A 268-nucleotide genomic window follows, 5' to 3' on the forward strand; every position below is an offset into this window, starting at 1 on the left:
GAGCGTAATGGGTTTGTGTTGGCGGCGGCGTCGCCGGTGTGTGTGGTCAGTACGTCTGATGTTGGTTTCGATGCTGGTGTGGTGCCGGTGGTCGAGGTTGATGTTGTTGATGTGTCTGGTTTTTCGGGTGCGCCTGTCTTGGATGTGGATCGTGTTGCGCCGTTGCGGTCGGGGAATACGGCGTATGTGATTTTCACGTCGGGTTCGACGGGTCGGCCGAAGGGTGTGGCGGTCAGTCATCGCAGTGTGGTCAATCAGGTGTCGTGGT

The 268-nt window shown here is 58.2% G+C and carries 1 protein-coding gene; it reads left to right on the forward strand.

The window, feature by feature from the left end; all coding sequences use genetic code 11:
• Positions 1-268 (forward strand): AMP-binding protein (locus tag G8767_RS35410; protein WP_166814317.1); only part of this gene is annotated, 268 nt, incomplete at both ends.

The sequence above is a fragment of the Rhodococcus sp. IC4_135 genome, assembly GCF_011602025.1.
Classification (GTDB): domain Bacteria; phylum Actinomycetota; class Actinomycetes; order Mycobacteriales; family Mycobacteriaceae; genus Rhodococcus_F; species Rhodococcus_F baikonurensis.